A 15,411-nucleotide genomic window follows, 5' to 3' on the forward strand; every position below is an offset into this window, starting at 1 on the left:
CGATGCCCGCGCCCCAAAAAACAACACGGGCCTGCCGTCGCCGGCAGGCCCGTGTCGGGAAAACGGCGTGGTGCCGGTCAGCCGTTGATCACGTCCGCGCCCTTCGGCACGACGAACTTGAACGTATCGCTCTTCAGCGGCGGGTTCGTCTGGATGTTCGTGAACGTGAGCAGCGTGACGTTGCCGAATACGTCGTGCAATTCCATCGCGGCGAGCGTGCCGTTGCGGAAGCCGATGCCGATCCGCTGGAATTGCGTGTCCTGCGCCTTCGGCAGCATCTCGAGCCACTCGATGCCGCCCTTCTCGCCTGCATCGCGCAGCGTGTAGTTCTTGTCGAGATCGTTGCTGCCGAACAGGATCGCGGCCGGGCTCGCGCCCAGCGCGCCGTTCAGCTTGCGTTCGGTGACCTGGTTCAGGTCGCGGTCGTACACGTAGAGCTTGTCGCCGTCGGCCTGCAGCACCTGCTGGTACGGCTTCTGGTACGTCCAGATGAACTTGCCCGGACGCGAGAACACGAACGTGCCGCTCGAATTGTCGTTCGGCTTCGGCGCGGCCTGCACGGCGCTCGCGCCCTTGGCCGGCGCCTTGACGATCTGCTGCGTGAAATCGCCTTTCGCCGAGCGCACCTGCGACACGAAGGCCTTCAGCTGCTCGGTGCCGCCCGCGAACGCGTGCGTCGCCGCGAGCATCAGCGATGCGCCGGCGAGCGCCGCGCCGAGCCAGCGCCGCGTCGAACGAAGGGACACTGCGAACGAATGTTGCTGCATATTGCGGTTTTCTCCCTGGGTGGCCGGCGCTGCGGGCGCCGCGGACTCATTCCGCGTCGCGCGCCGGCACAAGAATTTCGCGGTTGCCGCTCGACGACATCGCCGACACGAGCCCCGACTGCTCCATCTGTTCGAGCAGCCGCGCCGCGCGGTTGTAGCCGATCCGCAGATGGCGCTGCACGAGCGAAATCGACGCGCGGCGGTTCTTGATGACGATCTCGACCGCCTGGTCGTACAGCGGATCAGACTCCTCGCCGCCTTCGCCGGTTCCCGCGCCGGCCGAGCCCTCGTCGCCGTCGGCCGTGCCGCCTTCGAGCAGCCCTTCGACGTAGTTCGGCTCGCCCTGCTCCTTGAGCTTCTCGACGACGCGATGCACTTCGTCGTCGGCGACGAATGCGCCGTGCACGCGCACCGGCAGCCCGGTGCCCGGCGGCAGGTACAGCATGTCGCCCATCCCGAGCAGCGATTCGGCACCCATCTGGTCGAGAATCGTGCGCGAGTCGATCTTCGACGATACCTGGAACGCGATCCGCGTCGGCACGTTCGCCTTGATCAGGCCGGTAATCACGTCGACGGACGGACGCTGCGTCGCGAGGATCAGGTGGATGCCGGCCGCGCGCGCCTTCTGCGCGATCCGCGCGATCAGTTCCTCGACCTTCTTGCCGACGACCATCATCAGGTCGGCCAGCTCGTCGATCACGACGACGATGTTCGGCAGGCGGCCGAGCGGTTCAGGATCGTCCGGCGTCAGGCTGAACGGATTCGGAATCTTTTCCTCGCGCTTCGCCGCTTCGTCGATCTTGTTGTTGTAGCCCGCCAGGTTGCGCACGCCGAGCTTGCTCATCAGCTTGTAGCGGCGCTCCATCTCCGCGACCGTCCAGTTCAGCGCATGGCCGGCCTGGCGCATGTCGGTGACGACCGGGCACAGCAGGTGCGGAATGCCTTCGTAGACGCTCATTTCGAGCATCTTCGGATCGATCAGGATCAGCCGCACCTGCTCGGCGGTGGCCTTGTACAGCAGCGACAGGATCATCGCGTTGATCCCGACCGACTTGCCCGAACCGGTCGTGCCGGCGACCAGCAGGTGCGGCATCTTCGCGAGGTCCGCGCATACCGGCTTGCCGCCGATGTCCTTGCCGAGGCTCAGCGTCAGCGCCGACGACGCGGCCGCATAGACTTCCGAGCCGATGATCTCGGACAGGTGGACCGTCTGGCGGCGCTGGTTCGGCAGCTCGAGCGCCATGTAGTTCTTGCCGGGGATCGTCTCGACCACGCGGATCGACACGAGCGACAGCGAACGCGCGAGATCCTTCGCGAGGTTGACGATCTGGCTGCCCTTCACGCCGGTGGCCGGCTCGATCTCGTAGCGCGTGACGACCGGGCCCGGATACGCGGCGACGACGCTCGCCTCGACACCGAAGTCCTTCAGCTTCTTCTCGATCAGGCGCGACGTGAATTCGAGCGTATCGGCGGAAATCGCTTCCTGCGTCTTCGGCGCGGGATCGAGCAGCGACACCGGCGGCAGCGTCGAATCGCCCGGCAGGTCGGTGAAGAGCGGCACCTGGCGCTCGCGCTCGACGCGCTCGGACTTCGCCGGCGTGACGACCGGCGGCACGATCGTCACGGGTTCGTGATCCTCGATGCGCACACGCTCCTCTTCGACCTTGCCTTCGCGGCGCACGGCCGCAGCCTCGCCGAGCTTGCGGTCGCGCTCGGCCTCGCGGCGCAGCTTAGCGACGTTGACGGCGGACAGGATCGCCCCGCCCACGCGCTCGGCGACCGACAGCCACGAGAAGCGGAAATACAGCGACAGGCCGATCGCGAGCAGGATCAGCAGCAGCAGCGTGCCGCCGGTGAAGCCGAACGCGTGCGACATCGCACCCGCCACGGCCTCGCCGATCACGCCGCCCGGTGCGCGCGGCAGCTGCACCTTCAGCGACCACATGCGCAGCGCCTCGATGCCGTCGCACGCGAGCACGACGAGCACGAACGCCAGGATCTCGGTGAGCCAGCCGATCGGCCGCTCGGGTTCGTCGGCGACCGCCTCGTGGCGCGTGATGCGCCGGTAGTTGACCGCGATGCGCCGCCCGAGCGGCACGATCAGCCAGTAGGCCGACAGGCCAAACAGCAGCAGGATGATGTCGGCCGTCCACGCGCCGACGCGGCCGGCCCAGTTCGAGATGTGGTCGACCTGCGCGGCGTGCGTCCAGCTCGGATCGCGCCGGCTGTAGCTCAACAGGGCCATCACCAGAAAAGCGCAGAGCGCGACCTGGAGAATCCAGCGGATCTCCGTGAGGAGCTTCGACATCCGGTGCGGCAACGCCTGTGCCTGGGCGGAATAAGGAGCTTTTGCCATGAATCCGTATAAAGAGGACGGGCCGCGCGCCCGCCTGTCGTTCGATCGCGCTTATTGTAAACGCTGCACCGGGGCGCCAAGTGTAAATGACGGTTACATAAGAGGGTCGGGGCGGCCGAAGCCGATACCCGCGCATGCGATCCGGCCGCCGGTCGGCCCGTGACGCCCGGCCGCGGCAATGCGCCGCCACGGGCCGCAGCCGCCCGCCCCCAACCCGACCCGACCCGCCCAACCTGCCCCGCCACTGCTGGCGATCCGCCGACGAACGCTATCGCCACGATTGAAACTCTCGTTCGGCAGCGCAGCAACGGGGCCTTTATAATGCGCGTCTGATACCCATCTACGACGGCATCCCGGTCAACCCAGACCGTCCGGCGAGCCTTACCCCGCCCGCCGCGGCCGCCCTTTACGGATTCGCACATGTCCACGCCCAAACACGCCAAAGTCCTGATTCTCGGTTCCGGCCCCGCCGGCTACACGGCTGCCGTCTACGCGGCTCGCGCCAACCTGTCCCCGGTGCTGATCACCGGCATCGCGCAGGGCGGCCAGCTGATGACCACGACCGACGTCGAAAACTGGCCGGCGGACGCGAAGGGTGTGCAAGGCCCGGAACTGATGGCGCGCTTCCTCGAGCACGCCGAGCGTTTCAACACCGAAATCGTCTTCGACCACATCCACACCGCGAAACTGCACGAAAAGCCGATCCGGCTGATCGGCGATTCGGGTGAATACACGTGCGACTCGCTGATCATCGCGACCGGCGCATCCGCACAGTATCTCGGCCTGCCGTCCGAAGGATTGTTCATGGGCAAGGGCGTGTCGGCCTGCGCGACCTGCGACGGCTTCTTCTACCGCAACCAGGAAGTCGCGGTGATCGGCGGCGGCAACACGGCGGTCGAGGAAGCGCTCTACCTGACGGGCATCGCGAAGAAGGTCACGGTGATCCACCGCCGCGACAAGTTCCGCGCCGAGCCGATCCTGATCGACCGCCTGCTGGAGAAGGAAAAGGAAGGCGTCGTCGACATCAAGTGGGATCACGTGCTCGACGAAGTGACGGGCGAGGATTCGGGCGTCACGGGCCTGCGCATCAAGAACGTGAAGACCGGCGAGAAGCAGGACCTCACCGTGCAGGGCGTGTTCGTCGCGATCGGCCACAAGCCGAATACCGACCTGTTCCAGGGCCAGCTCGAGATGAAGGACGGTTACATCCTGACGAAGAGCGGCCTGCAGGGCAACGCGACGTCGACCAGCGTGCCGGGCGTGTTCGCCGCCGGCGACGTGCAGGACAACGTGTACCGCCAGGCGATCACGAGCGCCGGCACGGGCTGCATGGCCGCGCTCGACGCGCAGCGCTACCTCGAAAGCCTGCACGACAAGAAGTAAGCGTCGAGCCTTCGCGCGCCGGGCGCTACAATGGCGTCCGCTGCCGCGAAGCAGGCTTGACCGGAAAGCCGCTGCCGTCGCGCAGCGGCTTTTTTTGTGCCCGCGCGCCCGAACGCGCCTGCCCGGTTACCGAATCATGGCGAAGAACCAGCCCCATCCGAGCGATCCCGCGAAGCGGAAGATCGCCGCCCGTCCCGCAAACCCGGCGCCCGCGGCGCCGCCGCCCGCGCCCGACGCCGCCGCATTGCGCGGCCAGGGCCTGGCCGGCCTCGGCGCGTTGCGCAAGTCGCTGCAAGGCGAAGCCGATCGCCGCGACCGCGAGCGCATCGAAACCGCGAAGGCCGAACGCAAGGCCGAAGCCGACGCGAACCTGTTCCGCAACGAAATCGGCGCGATCCAGCCGCTGAACGCGCCGCCGCGCGCGAAATCCGGCCGTACGCCGCCCGACCCGGTGCCGAAGCAGACGCAGCGCGACGAGGAAGCCGTGCTGAACGCGACGCTGTCCGACGAATTCGATCCCGAGACGCTGCTCGACAGCGACGAATCGCTGTACTACCACCGCCCCGCCATCAGTCGCGACGTCGTGCGCAAGCTGAGGAGCGGCGCGTGGATCGTGCAGGCGCAGATCGACCTGCACGGGATGCGGCGCGACGAGGCGCGCGATGCGCTCGCCGAATTCATCCGCGAAGCCGGCAAGAAGGGGCTACGCTGCCTGCGCGTGATCCATGGCAAGGGGCTCGGCTCGATCGGCAAGGAACCCGTGCTGAAAGGCAAGGTGCGCGCGTGGCTCGTGCAGAAGGAAGAAGTGATCGCGTTCTGCGAGGCGCGCAGCCACGACGGCGGCGCGGGCGCGGTGCTCGTGCTGCTGCAGCCGCTCGCGGCGCCCGCCGATCGGGGGCCGCGTGCCGCATCCTAGGCTGACGCTCGCGATCGCGGTACTGGAGGCGATCGCGACGCTGGCGTTCGCGATCTCGGGCTTCATCGAGGCGCGCAAGAACCGTCTCGACTCGGTCGGCACGTTCGTCGTCGCGCTCGCCACCGCATTCGGCGGCGGCACGCTGCGCGACATCCTGCTCGAACGCCGGCCGTTCTACTGGGTCGTGCACGACGACTACGTGATCGCGATCTTCGTGCTCGCGCTGTTCGCGCCGTTCGTGTTGCGGATGCTGTCGCGGCTGTCGGCCGAGCGGCTGCTGCTGGTGGCCGACGCGATCGGGCTCGGCATCTTCAGCATCTCGGGGACCGCGATCGCGCTCGATGCCGAGATGCCGCGCTTCATCGCGGTGATGATGGGCGTGATCACCGGCGTGGTCGGCGGGATCATCCGCGACGTGCTGTGCAACGACATCCCGCTGATCCTGCGCGATTCGCGGCCGTACGCGACCTGCGCGTTCGTCGGCTGCTGGTTCTACCTGCTGCTCGCGTGGCTGCAGTTCGACTCGGTGTACAGCGTGCTGCTCGCGACCGGCTTCATCCTCGTCGCGCGGCTCGCGACCTTCAAGTTCGACGTGCGGTTGCCGCACTGATCGCCGCCGCAACACCAGACGCACCGCCAGAAACAAAAGGGGCCGCTCCTTCGAGACGGCCCCTTCTTCATTCAGCGCAACCGCGGCCTCACGCGATCCGCTCTTCCGATGCCGGATCGAACAGCACCGCCTTCGACACGTCGAACAGCAGCGACTGCGTCTGCCCCGGCTGCGGGTTCGCGGCCGGGTGCACGCGGCTCACGATCCGCTTGCCGTTGACCTGCGCGAACACGTGCGTGTCCGGCCCGGTCGGCTCGGTCACGTCGACGCGCACGTCGATCGGCTGCAGCTTCGACGCCTCGCCGTGGTGCGCATTGCGCGCGTCGGTGATGCGCTCCGGACGCAGGCCGAGGATCACCTCGCGGCCCACGTGGCCGTTCATCCGCTTCGCGTCGAACGGCAGGTTCAGCGCGCTGCGCGCGAGGCCCGTATCGATCTCGAGCGCGACCCCGCTGCCCTGCTCCACCAGGCGGCCGTTGATGAAGTTCATCGGCGGCGCGCCGATGAAGCCCGCGACGAACAGGTTCGACGGCGAATCGTAGATTTCCTGCGGCGCGCCGAACTGCTGGACCACGCCGTCCTTCATGACCGCGATCCGGTCGCCGAGCGTCATTGCCTCGATCTGGTCGTGCGTCACGTAGACGATCGTCGTGCCGAGGCGCTGGTGCAGCAGCTTGATTTCCGCGCGCATCTCGATGCGCAGCTTCGCGTCGAGGTTCGACAGCGGCTCGTCGAACAGGAACAGCGACGGATCGCGCGCCAGTGCGCGGCCCATCGCGACGCGCTGGCGCTGGCCGCCCGACAGCTGGCCCGGCTTGCGGTCGAGCAGATGCTGGATCTGCAGCATCGCCGACACGCGCTCGACGATCTGCTGCTGCTCGCTCTTCGGCACCTTGCGGATGTTCAGGCCGAACGAGATGTTCTCGCGCACCGTCATCGACGGGTACAGCGCGTACGACTGGAACACCATCGCGATGTCGCGATCCTTCGGCGACAGGTCGTTGACGACCTTGCCGTCGATGCAGATCTCGCCGCTCGTCACGGTCTCGAGACCGGCGATCATGTTGAGCAGCGTCGACTTCCCGCAGCCCGAGCCGCCGACCAGGATCAAGAACTGTCCGTCCTCGATCTCGATGTCGACACCCTTCAGGACCGGCACCCCGTTCGGGTAGGTCTTGTACACGTCACGGATGGAAAGGCTTGCCATGCTGTGAATCCTCTGTCTCGTCTCGCGCGGCGCCACGGCACCGCGTCGGGTTCGTTTCGATGCGCCGCGCGTCGTGCGCGGCCGGTTCGTCGTATCGGATGAAGCCGCGCTTACCCCTTCACCGCGCCCGCCGTCAGCCCGCGCACGAAGTAGCGGCCGGCGACCACGTAGACGAGCAGCGTCGGCAGCGCGGCGATGATCGCGCCGGCCATGTCGACGTTGTATTCCTTCACGCCCGTCGACGTGTTGACGAGGTTGTTCAGCGCAACCGTGATCGGCATCGAGTCGACGCCGGAGAACACGATCCCGAACAGGAAGTCGTTCCAGATCTGCGTGAATTGCCAGATCAGGCACACCATGAAGATCGGCAGCGACACCGGCAGCAGGATCTTCGTGAAGATCGTGAAGAAACCCGCGCCGTCGATGCGCGCGGCCTTCACGAGCTCGGCCGGCACGCTCACGTAGAAGTTGCGGAAGAACATCGTCGTGAACGCGATGCCGTACACGACGTGCACGAACACCAGGCCCGGAATCGTGTTGGCGAGGCCGAGCATCCCCTGCAGGCGCGCCATCGGCAGCAGGATCACCTGGAACGGGATGAAGCAGCCGACCAGCATCATCGTGAACAGCGCATCCGCGCCGCGAAAGCGCCAGTGCGTGAGCACGTAGCCGTTGAACGCGCCGATCAGCGACGAGATCAGCACGGCCGGAATCACCATCTGCAGCGAGTTCAGGAAGAACGGCTTCATGCCGTCGCAGCGCACGCCGGTACACGCGCCGCTCCACGCCTTCACCCACGGATCGAAGGTCCAGTGCGTCGGCGGCGTCAACAGGTTGCCGGTACGCAGCTGGTCGAGGTCCTTGAAGGACGTCGACAGCATCACGTAGATCGGGAACAGGAAATACAGCGCGAACAGGATCAGCGCCGCATAGATCACTGCCCGGCTGATCGTCACTTTAGGCTGCATTGCGGGTGCTCCTCGATTCCATATACATCAGCGGCACCAGCACCGCGACCACGGTCGCGAGCATCATCACCGACGACGCCGCGCCGAGCCCGAGCTGGCCGCGGTTGAACGAAAACGTGTACATGAACATGGCCGGCAGCGACGACGACGTGCCGGGGCCGCCCGCCGTCAGCGCGACGACCAGGTCGAAGGTCTTGATCGTGATGTGGCAGAGGATCAGCAGCACCGAGAAGAACACCGGGCGCATGCTCGGGATCACGATCTTGCGGTAGATGGTCGGCAGCGTCGCGCCGTCGACCTGCGCGGCCTTGAAGATCTCCGCGTCGACGCCGCGCAACCCGGCGAGAAACAGCGCCATCACGAAGCCGGTCGACTGCCACACGGCGGCGATCACGATACAGAAGATCGCCTTGTCCGGATCGTCGAGCCAGCCGAACGAGAAGCTCGTCCAGCCCCAGTCGTGCATCACCTTCTCCAGGCCGAGGCCCGGGTTCAGGATCCACTGCCATGCGGTGCCCGTGACGATGAACGACAGCGCCATCGGATACAGGAAGATCGCGCGCAGCGCGCCTTCGTTGCGGATCCGCTGGTCGAGCAGGATCGCGAGGAACAGCCCGAGCGCGACGCAGATCGCGATGAACGGAATCCCGAACCAGCCGAGGTTCGCGGCGGAGGTCCACCACACGTCGTTCTGGAACAGATCCGAATAACGGCCGAAGCCGTCGAATTCGTAGTTCGGCAACAGCCGTGAATTGGTCAGCGACAGATAGCCGGTAATCAGGATGAAGCCGTAGATGAACACCACGGCGATCGCGAGGCTCGGCGCGAGCACGAGCTTCGGAATCCAGCGATCGGCGAAGGCCGACATCGGCGACGTGCGCCGTGCGGCGGCAGCGCCGGATCCGTTTCCGCTAAGAGGGGCAGCCACTTGATTCGACTCCTGGAACGAGGGTGACGCAGGCCGGGCCGGCGCCGGGTACGACACGGGCCCGCGAGCGAGCCCGTTTGCTGCACATGCAGGAACGCCCGGCCGATCCTGCGTTTCCGGCCGGGCGCCTGTCGCGCTTTACTTCACCTTCGCGGCCTTCGCGAGCGCGGCGACCGCGCTCTTCGAATCCTGCTGCGAGTTCATGAACTTCGTCACGACGTCGGTGATCGCGCCGGCCGTTGCATCGCCCTGCGCCATCCCGTGCGCGAGCGACGGCACGAAGCCGCCCGACTTGATCGCGGTCTGCTCGTCGGCATACGACTTCTTCGCGCAGTCGTCGAACTTGTCCATCTTCACGCCGAGGCGCACCGGCACCGAGCCCTTCAGCAGGCTGAACTGCTCCTGGAAGTCCGGCGTCATGATCGTCTTCGCGAGTGCGACCTGGCCCGGCGTCGCGTCCTTCTGCCCCTTCTGCTGGAAGAACACGAACGAGTCGACGTTGAACGTGTACGAATTCGCGGTGCCCGGCACCGCCGCGCAGATGTAGTCCTTGCCCGCCTTCTTGCCGGCGTTCTCGAACTCGCCCTTCGCCCAGTCGCCCATGAACTGCATGCCGGCCTTGCCGTTGATCACCATCGCGGTCGCGAGGTTCCAGTCGCGGCCGTTGCGGCCCGTGTCGAAATAGCCCTGGATCTTGCGCACCGTGTCGAACACCGACAGCATCTGCGGCGACGTCAGCGTGGCCTGGTCGAGATCGACGAGCGCCTTCTTGTAGAACGCCGGACCCTGCGACAGCACGACGTCTTCCCACAGCGTCAGGTCCTGCCACGGCTGGCCGCCCATCGCGACCGGCTGGATGCCGGCAGCCTTCAGCTTGTCGGCCACCGCGAAGAATTCGGGCCAGGTGGTCGGCACCTTCGCGCCGACCTTGTCGAGCGCGGCCTTGTTGATATAGAGCCAGTTCACGCGGTGCACCGAGAACGGCGCGGCGACGGTGTGGCCCTTGTACTTGATGATCTTGTCGATTTCCGGCGGCAGGTTCTGCTTCCAGTCGCCGGCGGCGGAATCGATGTTGACGAGCACGCCCTGGTCGGCCCAGTCCTGGATCAGCGGGCCCTTGATCTGCGCGGCCGACGGTGCGTCGCCGCTGATCACCTTGGTCTTCAGCGCGGTCATCGCCGCGGCGCCGGCGCCGCCCGCGACCGCGAAGTCCTTCCACACGTAACCCTGCTTCTGCACGTCGTCCTTCAGCACGCCGACGGCCTTCGACTCGCCGCCCGAGGTCCACCAGTGCAGCACGGTTACGTTCTCGGCCGCCTGCGCCGCCACGGCGCCAGCCATCAGACCCGCGGCGCAGAGCGCGCCCATGATCGAGCGAACTTTCATTACTTATCTCCTCCAGACTGAATCAACTCGTGAGGTTCCCTGACGGGGAACCGGCTTCTTGATAAACGACGGGGAAATCGAGCCGCGGGACGCATTGCAGCGTACGGGGCCGATGACCGGCCGGGCTCTTACAGAAAGCGTGAATCGAGATTCAACGGCGTGTCTCCTCTTTGTGTTTCTGGCCCGCCGCGATGCCGCGGCGCGAGCCCGGGGGCGACGATGCGCGGACGATGCGCACCGTCAATGTCCGATAACATTCGGCACAAGGCGCTCCCGAAGGCGAAGCTCGCGCAGTTCGTCGACCGCGCTTCTTTTTTTCTTCGCCCAGGTGCTACCCCTTGCGGCGGATTGTAGTTAAACTACAATTCAGTGTCAAAAATATTTTTATCACACTACGGATCGCTTCCCAGCACCCCCAATCGGCGGAGACACATGCATACCGATTCCAGCTTTACCTTCGTACTTTTCGGCGGCACCGGCGACCTGTCGATGCGCAAGATCCTGCCCGCGCTGTTCGAAGCGCACCGCGGCAACATGCTTGCGGAAAGCGGCCGGATCGTTGCCGTCGCGCGGCACGAATCGGATCGGGCCGGCTATCTCGAGTGGGTCGACACGCATGTGAAGCCGCATGCGGCGAAGGCGGCCGGCAAGGCGTTCGACGAAAGCGTGTGGAAATCCTTCCTCGAGCGCATCGAATACGTGAAGCTCGACCTCGGCCGTGCGGAGGACTACGTCGTGCTGCGCGATGCGGTCGCGCAGCTGTCCGGCATCCGCGTGTTCTATCTCGCCACAGGGCCGTCGCTGTTCGTGCCGATCTGCAAGGCGCTCGCGTCGGTCGGCCTGAACGAGGGCGCGCGCATCGTGCTCGAGAAGCCGCTCGGCTACGACCTGAAATCGTCGAACGCGATCAACGACGCGGTCGGCGAGATCTTCGCGGAAGACCAGATCTACCGGATCGACCACTATCTCGGGAAGGAGCCGGTACAGAACCTGCTCGCGCTGCGCTTCGGCAATGCGCTGTTCGAGCCGCTGTGGCGCCGCGAATGGGTCGAGAGCATCCAGATCACGATCGCCGAGGAGCTCGGCGTCGAGGCGCGCGGCGATTTCTACGACAATACGGGCGCACTGCGCGACATGGTGCAGAACCACCTGCTGCAGCTGCTGTCGATCGTCGCGATGGAGCCGCCGCACTCGATGGATTCCGACGCGGTGCGCGACGAAAAGCTGCGCGTGCTGCGTGCGCTGAAGCCCATCGATCCGCGCGACATCGGCAAGGTCGCGGTGCGCGGCCAGTATCATGCAGGCGTGATCAAGGGCGCACAGGTGCCGGCCTATGCCACCGAGCCCGGCGTGAAACCCGACAGCCCGACCGAAACCTTCGTCGCGCTGAAGGTCGAGATCGAGAACTGGCGCTGGGCCGGCGTGCCGTTCTTCCTGCGCACCGGCAAGCGTCTGGCCGACCGCGTCGCGGAGATCGTCGTGAACTTCCGGCCGGTGCCGCACTCGGCGCTGGGCCCGACCGCGCTGCGCCCCGGTTCGAACCGCCTCGTGATCCGGCTGCAGCCGAACGAGACGATTCGCCTGTACTGCCTCGCGAAGCAGCCCGGCGAAGGGATGAACCTCGCGAGCGTGCACCTCGACCTCGCGTTCGACCAGTTCTTCAAGGAAGGGCAGATGGAGGCGTACCAGCGCCTGCTGCTCGACGTGATCAACGGCCGCCTCGCCCTCTTCGTGCGTCGTGACGAGCAGGAAGCCGCGTGGCGCTGGGTCGAGCCGATCCTGAACGAATGGGCACGCTCGCTGAAACCGCCGAAGCCGTACGCGGCAGGCACGTGGGGGCCGGCCGCGGCGAGCGCGATGCTCGCGCAGCACGGCACCTGCTGGCTCGAAGAAGAAAACTGATGCAAACCGTTGCCGTGCGCGCCAGCGCGCGGCAACGTGCCCCACGATTCGCACGAATTGAACAGACAAAGCAGTCCGGAGGAGATGTGATCGAGATCCACGCTTTCGACACCCAGGAAGCGCAAAGCGAAGCGCTCGCGCGCGCCGTCGGCGATGCGCTGCGCGCCGCGCTCGGCGGCCCCGCGCGCCCGACGCTCGCGGTGTCCGGCGGCACGAGCCCGCGCCCGTTCCTGCACACGCTGTCGCACGCAGCGCTCGACTGGGCCGGCGTCGACGTCACGCTGGTCGACGACCGCTGGGTGCCGGAGAACGATGCGGCCAGCAACGCGCACCTCGTGCGCGACACGCTGCTGCAGCACGCGGCGGCCCCTGCCCGCTTCCTGCCGCTCGTCGACACGCGCGCATCGCTCGATGCGCACGTCGCCGCGCTCAATGCCAACGCCGACTACCGCGTGCCGAACGTCGCGGTGCTCGGCATGGGCGAGGACGGCCACACGGCGTCGATCTTCGCGGACGCGCCCGAATGGGACCATGCGATCACGACGACCGAGCGCTTCGTCGCCGTGCATCCCGGCGCCGCGCCGCATGCACGCGTGAGCTTTTCGCTCGATGCGCTGAAGCGCGTCGACCGGCTGTTCCTGTTGATCGCGGGCCCCGCCAAGCGCGACGTCCTCGACGCCGCGGCCGCGACGCTGCAGAAGAACGCGATTTCCCAACTGGCCAACGACAAGGGGACCCAGCTCGATGTCTACTGGTGCGCAAAGTAAGGCTGTCGTCGCCGGCCAGCATGCCGACGGCCCGCGCCTGCTCGCGGACGTCGGTGGCACCAACGCGCGATTCGCGCTGGAAACCGGCCCCGGCGAGATCACGCAGATCCGCGTCTATCCCGGCGCCGACTACCCGACGCTCACCGACGCGATCCGCAAGTATCTGAAGGACGTGAAAATCAGCCGCGTGAACCACGCGGCGATCGCGATCGCGAACCCGGTCGACGGCGACCAGGTGACGATGACCAATCACGACTGGAGCTTCTCGATCGAGGCGACGCGCCGCGCGCTCGGCTTCGACACGCTGCTCGTCGTCAACGACTTCACCGCGCTCGCGATGGCGCTGCCGGGCCTGACCGATGCGCAGCGCGTGCAGATCGGCGGCGGCGCGCGCCGCCAGAACAGCGTGATCGGGCTGCTCGGGCCCGGCACCGGGCTCGGCGTGTCCGGCCTGATTCCGGCGGACGACCGCTGGATCGCGCTCGGCAGCGAAGGTGGTCACGCGTCGTTCGCGCCGCAGGACGAGCGCGAGGATCTCGTGCTGCAGTACGCGCGCAAGAAGTTTCCGCACGTGTCGTTCGAGCGCGTGTGCGCGGGGCCCGGCATCGAGATCATCTATCGTGCGCTCGCCGCGCGCGACAAGAAACGCGTCGCCGCGACCGTCGACACGGCCGAGATCGTCGAGCGTGCGCATGCGGGCGACGCACTCGCGCTCGAGACGGTCGAATGCTTCTGCGGGATCCTCGGCGCGTTCGCGGGCAGCGTCGCGCTGACGCTCGGCGCGCTCGGCGGCGTGTACATCGGCGGTGGCGTCGCGCTGAAGCTCGGCGAACTGTTCACGCGCTCGTCGTTCCGCGCACGCTTCGAGGCGAAGGGCCGCTTCACGCACTATCTCCAGAACATCCCGACCTACCTGATCACCGCCGAATATCCGGCGTTCCTCGGGGTATCGGCGATCCTCGCGGAGCAGCTGTCGAACCGTTCGGGCGGCGCGTCGTCGGCCGTGTTCGAGCGGATCCGCCAGATGCGCGACGCGCTGACGCCGGCCGAGCGCCGCGTCGCCGATCTCGCGCTGAACCATCCGCGCTCGATCATCAACGACCCGATCGTCGACATCGCGCGCAAGGCGGACGTGAGCCAGCCGACGGTGATCCGCTTCTGCCGCTCGCTCGGCTGCCAGGGGCTGTCGGACTTCAAGCTGAAGCTCGCGACCGGCCTCACCGGCACGATTCCGATGAGCCACAGCCAGGTCCATCTCGGCGACACGGCCACCGACTTCGGCGCGAAGGTGCTCGACAACACGGTGTCCGCGATCCTGCAGCTGCGCGAACACCTGAACTTCGAGCACGTCGAGAACGCGATCGAGATCCTGAACGGCGCGCGCCGCATCGAGTTCTATGGGCTCGGCAACTCGAACATCGTCGCGCAGGACGCGCACTACAAGTTCTTCCGCTTCGGAATCCCGACGATTGCGTACGGCGACCTGTACATGCAGGCCGCATCGGCCGCGCTGCTCGGCAAGGGCGACGTGATCGTCGCGGTGTCGAAGTCGGGACGCGCGCCGGAGCTGCTGCGTGTGCTGGAGGTCGCGATGCAGGCCGGCGCGAAGGTGATCGCGATCACGTCGAGCAACACGCCGCTCGCGAAGCGCGCGACCGTCGCGCTCGAGACCGATCACATCGAGATGCGCGAATCTCAGCTGTCGATGATCTCGCGAATCCTGCATCTGCTGATGATCGACATCCTCGCGGTCGGCGTCGCGATCCGTCGCGCGTCGACCAACGGCGAGCTGCCGGAGGCCGTCGCGCAGGCGCGCGCACGGGCGAGCGACGACGAAACGGCCGACGTGCTCGACTGGCTGAGCCACGGCGCGTCACCGGCGGCGAAGGACGTCGCGCGGGATTGACGCTTCGGCGAAACGCCGTCGATACACGACACCCCGAATGCTGGATTCAAGCCCGGCGTTCGGGGTGTTTCACATGTGCGGCACCGCCCCGCACCACAGCGGCCCGGCAGGCATCGACGATGCCGTCTGCCGAGGGCTGCGCGTGACTCATACGTTCGTACACGCCCCTATTTTCGAACAAGTCCAATTGTCAGCAGTTGCCCAGGCTCGGTAACTTCCTTCGCTCCGCGTGATGCGGCCATCCCGGTTCGACGCGAGAAATGACGCGTTTCTCGCAGAACCCCGATTGGCATCGACAGCATCACGTTCATCCAG

Annotated in this window: 12 protein-coding genes; 6 read left to right on the forward strand and 6 right to left on the reverse strand. The window is 66.7% G+C overall.

Annotated elements, in window-relative coordinates; translation table 11 throughout:
* Nucleotides 1-77: 77 nt before the first annotated feature.
* Both lolA and DID99_RS13995 read right to left on the reverse strand, forming a co-directional pair.
* Nucleotides 78-767 (reverse strand): outer membrane lipoprotein chaperone LolA, encoded by a 690-nt coding sequence (gene lolA, locus DID99_RS13990; protein WP_044846204.1) that lies wholly within the window; start codon nucleotides 765-767, stop codon nucleotides 78-80.
* 46 nt (nucleotides 768-813) lie between these two features.
* Nucleotides 814-3,123, reverse strand: a complete 2,310-nt coding sequence (locus tag DID99_RS13995; protein ID WP_124487781.1) for a DNA translocase FtsK — start codon at nucleotides 3,121-3,123, stop codon at nucleotides 814-816.
* A 420-nt stretch (nucleotides 3,124-3,543) separates the two neighbouring features.
* On the opposite strand from DID99_RS13995, the gene trxB reads away from it, so the two are divergent.
* The 3 genes from trxB (at nucleotide 3,544) to DID99_RS14010 (ending at nucleotide 6,032) form a co-directional block, all read left to right on the forward strand.
* Nucleotides 3,544-4,506 (forward strand): thioredoxin-disulfide reductase, encoded by a 963-nt coding sequence (trxB, locus tag DID99_RS14000; RefSeq protein WP_124666954.1) that lies wholly within the window; start codon nucleotides 3,544-3,546, stop codon nucleotides 4,504-4,506.
* A gap of 136 nt (nucleotides 4,507-4,642) precedes the next feature.
* On the forward strand, nucleotides 4,643-5,422 hold the full coding sequence (locus DID99_RS14005) for a Smr/MutS family protein (protein WP_124666955.1): 780 nt from the start codon (nucleotides 4,643-4,645) through the stop codon (nucleotides 5,420-5,422).
* Complete coding sequence (locus DID99_RS14010) at nucleotides 5,409-6,032, forward strand: trimeric intracellular cation channel family protein (protein ID WP_044846208.1); 624 nt, start codon at nucleotides 5,409-5,411, stop codon at nucleotides 6,030-6,032. The genes DID99_RS14005 and DID99_RS14010 overlap by 14 nt, the downstream gene beginning before the upstream one ends.
* 88 nt (nucleotides 6,033-6,120) lie before the next feature.
* Here the strand turns inward: DID99_RS14010 and DID99_RS14015 are convergent, their stop codons facing one another.
* The 4 genes from DID99_RS14015 to DID99_RS14030 all read right to left on the reverse strand — a co-directional run bounded on the left by DID99_RS14015 (nucleotide 6,121) and on the right by DID99_RS14030 (nucleotide 10,521).
* The gene (locus DID99_RS14015; RefSeq protein WP_124521644.1) at nucleotides 6,121-7,239 is read right to left on the reverse strand and encodes an ABC transporter ATP-binding protein; all 1,119 of its coding nucleotides are present in this window, start codon (nucleotides 7,237-7,239) and stop codon (nucleotides 6,121-6,123) included.
* Nucleotides 7,240-7,349: 110 nt separating this feature from the next.
* The gene (locus DID99_RS14020) at nucleotides 7,350-8,207 is read right to left on the reverse strand and encodes a carbohydrate ABC transporter permease (RefSeq protein WP_044846210.1); all 858 of its coding nucleotides are present in this window, start codon (nucleotides 8,205-8,207) and stop codon (nucleotides 7,350-7,352) included.
* The gene (locus DID99_RS14025; protein WP_124487779.1) at nucleotides 8,197-9,135 is read right to left on the reverse strand and encodes a carbohydrate ABC transporter permease; all 939 of its coding nucleotides are present in this window, start codon (nucleotides 9,133-9,135) and stop codon (nucleotides 8,197-8,199) included. Before DID99_RS14025 ends, DID99_RS14020 begins: the two co-directional genes overlap by 11 nt.
* A gap of 138 nt (nucleotides 9,136-9,273) precedes the next feature.
* Nucleotides 9,274-10,521: an ABC transporter substrate-binding protein gene (locus DID99_RS14030; protein WP_124521642.1), complete on the reverse strand. Its 1,248-nt coding sequence runs from the start codon at nucleotides 10,519-10,521 to the stop codon at nucleotides 9,274-9,276.
* A 432-nt stretch (nucleotides 10,522-10,953) separates the two neighbouring features.
* Between DID99_RS14030 and zwf the strand changes: the two genes are divergently transcribed.
* From zwf to DID99_RS14045, 3 genes are all read left to right on the forward strand, one after another.
* A complete protein-coding gene (zwf, locus tag DID99_RS14035; protein WP_124487777.1) occupies nucleotides 10,954-12,423 on the forward strand; it encodes a glucose-6-phosphate dehydrogenase in 1,470 nt (489 codons plus the stop codon).
* 86 nt (nucleotides 12,424-12,509) lie between these two features.
* Nucleotides 12,510-13,190, forward strand: coding sequence for a 6-phosphogluconolactonase (gene pgl / locus DID99_RS14040; protein ID WP_124666956.1), 681 nt, complete (start codon nucleotides 12,510-12,512; stop codon nucleotides 13,188-13,190).
* On the forward strand, nucleotides 13,168-15,096 hold the full coding sequence (locus DID99_RS14045; RefSeq protein ID WP_124571031.1) for a bifunctional transcriptional regulator/glucokinase: 1,929 nt from the start codon (nucleotides 13,168-13,170) through the stop codon (nucleotides 15,094-15,096). Before pgl ends, DID99_RS14045 begins: the two co-directional genes overlap by 23 nt.
* The last annotated feature ends 315 nt before the right edge of the window (nucleotides 15,097-15,411 follow it).

This window comes from Burkholderia sp. Bp8986, assembly GCF_003854225.1.
Taxonomy (GTDB): Bacteria; Pseudomonadota; Gammaproteobacteria; order Burkholderiales; family Burkholderiaceae; genus Burkholderia.

Coding starts and splice junctions, on each gene's coding strand:
- lolA (WP_044846204.1), bottom strand. CDS start 767: ATGCAGCAACATTCGTTCGCAGTGTCCCTTCGTTCGACGCGGCGCTGG.
- DID99_RS13995 (WP_124487781.1), bottom strand. CDS start 3,123: ATGGCAAAAGCTCCTTATTCCGCCCAGGCACAGGCGTTGCCGCACCGG.
- trxB (WP_124666954.1), top strand. CDS start 3,544: ATGTCCACGCCCAAACACGCCAAAGTCCTGATTCTCGGTTCCGGCCCC.
- DID99_RS14005 (WP_124666955.1), top strand. CDS start 4,643: ATGGCGAAGAACCAGCCCCATCCGAGCGATCCCGCGAAGCGGAAGATC.
- DID99_RS14015 (WP_124521644.1), bottom strand. CDS start 7,239: ATGGCAAGCCTTTCCATCCGTGACGTGTACAAGACCTACCCGAACGGG.
- DID99_RS14020 (WP_044846210.1), bottom strand. CDS start 8,207: ATGCAGCCTAAAGTGACGATCAGCCGGGCAGTGATCTATGCGGCGCTG.
- DID99_RS14030 (WP_124521642.1), bottom strand. CDS start 10,521: ATGAAAGTTCGCTCGATCATGGGCGCGCTCTGCGCCGCGGGTCTGATG.
- zwf (WP_124487777.1), top strand. CDS start 10,954: ATGCATACCGATTCCAGCTTTACCTTCGTACTTTTCGGCGGCACCGGC.
- DID99_RS14045 (WP_124571031.1), top strand. CDS start 13,168: ATGTCTACTGGTGCGCAAAGTAAGGCTGTCGTCGCCGGCCAGCATGCC.